Source organism: Streptomyces sichuanensis (genome assembly GCF_020328095.1).
GTDB classification, from domain to species: domain Bacteria; phylum Actinomycetota; class Actinomycetes; order Streptomycetales; family Streptomycetaceae; genus Streptomyces; species Streptomyces cinnamoneus.
Genome location: NZ_JAIXMK010000074.1, coordinates 1 through 5,862, shown reverse-complemented (window position 1 = coordinate 5,862; position 5,862 = coordinate 1). Strand labels below are relative to the sequence as shown.

The following is a 5,862-nucleotide window of genomic DNA, read 5'->3' as shown; positions in this document are numbered from 1 at the left end:
CCGGTTCCCGGCACCTTTACCGCCCCCACCGGCCACTCCACCGAGCCTTCCGCCCCCAGGAACCTTTCACGGTCCCCGGAGGCGAGGCCCAAACCCAACTGTGTTTCGCTCTACTGCCCCTCGGCCGCCGCACGTGCGAGCTCGATGTCCAGGGATTCACGCCGGATGCGCTGATCCATGTAGAGCAGTGCGGTGACGCCCGCCGTAATCGGCAGCGTCAGCGCAGAAGTGATGGTCGCGTGGAGACCGTTGATGATCAAAGACGGCCAGCTCGTCGCATCCTCTGCGGACGGCTCGCCCATCAAGATCAATTTAATGACCATGGCCGGCATCTCGACAATGGCGCCCGCCACGAAAACAATCATTATGACGAGTACCTGTATTCCGCAGATCCGCCACCAGGCGCCCTGCACCAGTTTCGCCGAGCGGCCCATCGCCGCCTTCACGCCCTGCTTCTCCAGGACGAGCGCCGGCGCAGCCAGGCAGTAGCGAATCCAGAGGCAGGCCGCACCGGCCAGGCCCGCTGCACCGCCCACGAGGAGGGCGGCCGCGCCGGCGGCCTCGGCGCCCGCGCCGATGAGCAGGAGGCCCGGCAGCATGCCGACCGCGAAAGCCCCGGTGATGAGCAGCGGAATCGCCAGGAACAGGCCCGTCATCCCGGGTAGCTGAGCGCGAGTGCTCGCCCAGGCGTCGGCCACCGACGCCGGCTTGCCCAGGACAGCGCGGCTGACGACGACCGTGAGCATCGCCGCCGCGATGATCGAGCCGATGAGGCTGATGGGGATGATGACGGCCAGGGCCCCCATCCCCTCCTTCAGGGCATCAAGGAGTTCTCGGGGGCTCACCGTGTCTGCTCTGCCCAGCTCGGCCAGCGCCGACTGTTCCCCGAACCACAGCCCCGTCACCACGGTCTGCGCCGTCTGGGTCACGACCGCCACGGCCAGGGAGATCCCGAGAGCCGTCCGCCAATGCCTGCGCAGGGTGGTGAAGGCACCGTCCAGGATTTCGCCGACCCCCAGGGGCCGCAGCGGAATCACGCCCGGCTTCGGTGCCGGCGGGGCGGGCGGGGGCCACGGGTTGTTGCCCCAGCCACCACCCCCGGCCCGGCCCCAGCCATTGCCTCCACTGCCCCAGTCGTTCATTTCTGCTGCTCCTTCTGATGCCCGCCCCCACCGTCCAGCGGTTGTGCGGGCTTCTCAATGCCGGTCAGTCATCGTGTCACGGGCCTCAGGGGCCCCTGGAGGGCTCGTAGGCCCCCGGAGCGTGCTGGGAGCCATTCCTCCTCCCGTCCCGCCTCCACGTAAGAGGGAGGCGGTCGGAGGAGCCCTTCAATAGTTCGTGCATGCGCGGCAGACTGGACCAATGGCTGATCAGTACGCGGCGCCCGCGTCCTTCACCGGATCTTCCACTGTCCCCGCCCTGCGATGGGAGGACCTGCCCGAGGGGCCAGTGATCGTCCTTCTGGACCAGCGAAGGCTCCCCACGGACGAGGTCGAGCTGGTCTGCACCGATGTCCCCGCACTGATCGACGCAATCGGCTCGCTGGCCGTACGTGGTGCTCCGTTGCTGGGAGTTGCCGGAGCCTACGGGCTCGCCCTGGCCGCCGTGCGCGGGTTCGACGTCGACGAGGCGGCCGAGATGCTCGTACACGCCCGCCCGACCGCCGTGAACCTCTCGTACGGCGTGCGCAGGGCCCTGGAGGCGTACCGGCGGGCCCTCAAGGCGGGCGCCGGCGCCGACCGGGCCGCTGCGGCGGCGCTGGAGGAAGCCCGGACGCTGCATCGCGAGGACGCCCGGGCGAGCGAGCGCATGGCGGCGCACGGGCTGGCGCTGCTGCAGGAGCTGCTGCCCGGCGGCGGGTTCCGTCTGCTGACCCACTGCAACACCGGCGCCCTGGTCTCCGGGGGCGAGGGCACGGCGTTCGCCGTGGCCGGGGCTGCGCACCGGCTCGGGGAGCTGCGGAGGCTCTGGGTCGACGAGACGCGCCCGCTGCTGCAGGGCGCCCGGCTGACCGCGTACGAGGCGGCGCGGGCGGGGATGCCGTACACGCTGCTGACCGACAATGCGGCGGGCTCGCTGTTCTCGGCGGGCGAGGTGGACGCGGTGCTGATAGGCGCGGACCGGATAGCGGCCGACGGCTCGGTGGCCAACAAGGTGGGCAGCTATCCGCTGGCCGTCCTGGCCCGCTATCACCACGTTCCCTTCGTCGTGGTGGCGCCGAGCACGACCGTGGACCTGAGGACCGCAGAAGGGGCGGCCATCGAGGTGGAACAGCGGCCGGGACACGAGGTCACCGAGCTGCCGGGTGCAGGGGCCGGAGTGCCCGTCGCACCGCTCGGAACACAGGCGTACAACCCTGCGTTCGATGTCACACCGCCGGAGTTGGTGACCGCGATTGTCACGGAAAACGGGGTTGTTTCCCCCGTCACGGAGGCGGGTTTGGCGGAGCTGTGTGCCAGGTCACGATCGGGTAATGGGATGATGTCGATATGAAGGGACGCGTCCTTGTCGTCGACGACGACACCGCACTGGCCGAGATGCTCGGAATTGTGCTGCGTGGTGAGGGTTTCGAGCCGTCGTTTGTAGCGGACGGCGACAAGGCACTGGTGGCTTTTCGCGAGGCCAAACCTGATCTTGTATTGCTGGATCTGATGCTGCCCGGCCGCGACGGCATTGAGGTGTGCAGACTCATCCGCGCCGAGTCCGGCGTGCCGATCGTCATGCTGACGGCGAAGAGCGACACCGTGGACGTGGTGGTCGGCTTGGAGTCGGGTGCGGACGATTACATCGTCAAGCCGTTCAAGCCGAAGGAGCTCGTGGCCCGCATCCGGGCGCGCCTGCGCAGGTCCGAGGAGCCGGCGCCGGAGCAGCTGACGATCGGCGATCTCGTCATCGACGTCGCCGGGCACTCGGTGAAGCGCGACGGGCAGTCCATCGCGCTGACGCCGCTCGAATTCGATCTCCTGGTGGCGCTCGCCCGCAAGCCGTGGCAGGTGTTCACCCGTGAGGTGCTGCTGGAGCAGGTGTGGGGCTACCGCCACGCCGCCGACACCCGTCTGGTGAACGTGCACGTCCAGCGGCTGCGCTCGAAGGTCGAGAAGGACCCCGAGCGGCCGGAGATCGTGGTGACCGTCCGTGGCGTCGGCTACAAGGCCGGGCCGAGCTGACATGACCGGCAACGGTGCCGCTCCGGAGCGGGACGCGGGGCGGCCCGTCGAGACGGCGGCGGGCGGCATATCGTTCTTCCGGCGGCTGTGGCGTGCCGGCAGGATGCTCTCCGACGGCGCCGGAGCGGGGCCGGTGCATCCGCTGCTGCGGCTGTACGTGCGCTGGGTGCGGCGGCCGCTGCTGCCGGCCATGCGGCTGTGGCGACGCAACATCCAGCTGCGGGTCGTGGCGACCACGCTGGTGATGTCGCTCGGTGTCGTGCTGCTGCTGGGCGTGGTCGTCATCGGGCAGGTGCGCAACGGCCTGCTGGATGCGAAGCGGCACGCTTCGCAGAGCCAGGCCGAGGGTGGTTTCAAGGCGGCGCGCGACGCCGCCGACCCCGGGGCCGAAGGACGCGGGCAGGACAGCTCGCAGTCCGGCGGGCGCGGCAATCCCGACTCGGGTGCGTGGCTGACCGCCCTGGTGCAGCAGCTCGCCAGCGGCGGCCAGGGCGTCTACCACGTCGTGGCGCTCAGCGCCGGCGGTCCCCGGGCCTCCGGGGACATCGATCCCGAGCACAGCGTGCCCGCGGACCTGCGCAAGCAGCTGGACCGTCGTCCGGGCACGTTCGAGAAGCCGGGCACGATCAAGCGCAGCGCCTCCGACGAGGGGCAGCCGGCGCTGATCGTCGGCAAGCAGCTGTACGACGTCAACGGCAAGGCGTACCAGCTCTACTACCTCTTCCCGTTCACCCAGGAGGAGAAGTCGCTCAGCCTGGTCAAGGGCACGCTGACGACGGCCGGGGTCTTCGTGGTCGTCCTGCTGGGCGCCATCGCGTGGCTGGTGGTACGGCAGATCGTCACGCCCGTGCGGATGGCCGCGTCGATCTCCGAACGGCTGGCCGCGGGCGTCCTGCAGGAGCGGATGAAGGTCACCGGCGAGGACGACATCGCACGTCTGGGTGAAGCCTTCAACAAGATGGCGCAGACCCTCCAGGTGAAGATCCAGCAGCTGGAGGAGCTGTCGCGGATGCAGCGGCGGTTCGTCTCGGACGTCTCGCACGAGCTGCGGACGCCGCTGACGACCGTGCGGATGGCGGCCGATGTCATCCATGAGGCACGGGACAGCTTCGACCCGGTCACCGCGCGCTCGGCGGAGCTGCTGTTCGGGCAGCTGGACCGCTTCGAGTCGCTGCTGGCGGACCTGCTGGAGATCAGCCGCTTCGACGCGCACGCCGCGGCGCTGGAGGCCGAGCCGATAGACCTGCGCGACGTGGTGAACCGGGTCGTGGACGGTGCGCTGCCGCTGGCCGACCGCAAGGGCAGCCGCCTGCTGGTGCGCGGCACCGAGCAGCCGGTGATCGCCGAGGCGGACGCCCGGCGGGTGGAGCGCGTCCTGCGCAACCTCGTCGTCAACGCCGTGGAGCACGGTGAGGGCCGGGACGTGGTCGTGCGGCTGGCGGCGGCCGGTGGCGCGGTCGCGGTCGCGGTGCGCGACTACGGCGTGGGCCTCAAGCCCGGCGAGGCGACGCGGGTGTTCAACCGCTTCTGGCGTGCCGACCCCGCCCGGGCGCGCACCACCGGTGGTACGGGCCTGGGTCTGTCGATCGCGGTGGAGGACGCACGTCTGCACGGCGGCTGGCTGCAGGCATGGGGCGAGCCGGGCGGCGGTTCGCAGTTCCGGCTGACGCTGCCGCGCACGGTGGGCGACTCGCTGCGCGGCTCGCCGATCCCCCTGGAGCCGGAGGACTCGCGGCGCCACCGCGAGCGGAACGAGGCCGGGAACGAGGCCGGGAACGGGGCCGGGAACGGGGCCGGGAACGGGGCCGGGAACGGGGCCGGGAACGGGGCCGGGATGCCGTCGGCGTTGCCGGGACGGGCATCGCCCATGCCCATGCAGAGCAGAAACGTACGTCCTACGGCTGACCCGGCGGCGCTGCCCGGGAGCGGTGCGCGCGTGGTGACGCGCCCGGGTGAGTCGCTCGGTGGTGAGAAGGCCGGCGACCGGGGCGAGAACGGGCAGGACACGCGCGCCAAGGACGAGCCCGGTACGGGTGGCAAGGACGAGCCCCGTCCGCGTGACGGGAAGGGGCCGGGCACGTCCGGCGGGAACGGGACCGGAGGCGATCGTGACGGTCAGGACTGAGCGCGGCCGCGGGATGCGTCCGGCGGCGGGCCTCCTGGCGCTCGCGCTGAGCGGGGGCCTGCTGGCCGGTTGTGCGTCGATGCCGGACAGCGGGTCGGTCAACTCCGTGGACTCCTCGCAGCGCGCCGACGCGGACGCCCAGGTGCGGGTGTACGGCGTGCCGCCGCGCAAGAACGAGCAGCCGCTGGAGCTCGTGGCCGGTTTTCTGGAGGCGACGACCAGCGACGACCCGGGCTACGAAACGGCCCGGATGTACCTGGCGAAGAACGTGAAGCGGCAGTGGGATCCCTCGGCGGAGACCACGGTGCTGTCCCAGACGCCGCAGGTGCGGGTCGAGAGCAGCGGTGGTGACCGGGAGCAGGGGTTCACCGTCACGCTCACCGGCAAGCAGATCGCGAAGGTGGACGCCAAGCACGCCTACAAGCCCGAGGAGCGCGACTACAGGGCGCGCCTGCACATGGCGCGCGAGGACGGCGAGTGGCGCATCGACGCGCTGGACCCCGGCCTCGTGCTGGGGGCGTCGGAGTTCCAGCGCATCTACCGCTCGGTCAATAAGTATTACTTTGCCGA

5 protein-coding genes are annotated in these 5,862 nt (G+C 70.8%); 4 read left to right on the top strand and 1 reads right to left on the bottom strand.

Going from position 1 to position 5,862, the window contains the following annotated elements; all coding sequences use genetic code 11:
* Nucleotides 1–110: 110 nt before the first annotated feature.
* The gene (locus LE181_RS20820) at nt 111–1,142 is read right to left on the bottom strand and encodes a glycerophosphoryl diester phosphodiesterase membrane domain-containing protein (RefSeq protein WP_225662832.1); all 1,032 of its coding nucleotides are present in this window, start codon (nt 1,140–1,142) and stop codon (nt 111–113) included.
* Nucleotides 1,143–1,362: 220 nt separating this feature from the next.
* On the opposite strand from LE181_RS20820, the gene mtnA reads away from it, so the two are divergent.
* The 4 genes from mtnA to LE181_RS20800 all read left to right on the top strand — a co-directional run.
* A complete protein-coding gene (gene mtnA, locus LE181_RS20815) occupies nt 1,363–2,493 on the top strand; it encodes an S-methyl-5-thioribose-1-phosphate isomerase (protein WP_225662831.1) in 1,131 nt (376 codons plus the stop codon).
* Nucleotides 2,490–3,167 carry a two-component system response regulator MtrA gene (gene mtrA, locus LE181_RS20810; protein ID WP_190112661.1) on the top strand — a complete coding sequence of 226 codons (678 nt, stop codon included), beginning with the start codon at nt 2,490–2,492 and terminating at the stop codon, nt 3,165–3,167. The genes mtnA and mtrA overlap by 4 nt, the downstream gene beginning before the upstream one ends.
* 1 nt (nt 3,168) lies before the next feature.
* Complete coding sequence (gene mtrB, locus LE181_RS20805; protein WP_308103174.1) at nt 3,169–5,292, top strand: MtrAB system histidine kinase MtrB; 2,124 nt, start codon at nt 3,169–3,171, stop codon at nt 5,290–5,292.
* The coding region (locus LE181_RS20800; RefSeq protein ID WP_505016587.1) for an LpqB family beta-propeller domain-containing protein at nt 5,276–5,862 on the top strand (587 nt) is incomplete at its 3' end. The genes mtrB and LE181_RS20800, both read left to right, overlap by 17 nt.

Bases quoted from the DNA above. Each gene is read 5' to 3' on its own strand.
- LE181_RS20820 (WP_225662832.1), bottom strand. From the start codon at position 1,142: ATGAACGACTGGGGCAGTGGAGGCAATGGCTGGGGCCGGGCCGGGGGT.
- mtnA (WP_225662831.1), top strand. From the start codon at position 1,363: ATGGCTGATCAGTACGCGGCGCCCGCGTCCTTCACCGGATCTTCCACT.
- mtrA (WP_190112661.1), top strand. From the start codon at position 2,490: ATGAAGGGACGCGTCCTTGTCGTCGACGACGACACCGCACTGGCCGAG.
- mtrB (WP_308103174.1), top strand. From the start codon at position 3,169: ATGACCGGCAACGGTGCCGCTCCGGAGCGGGACGCGGGGCGGCCCGTC.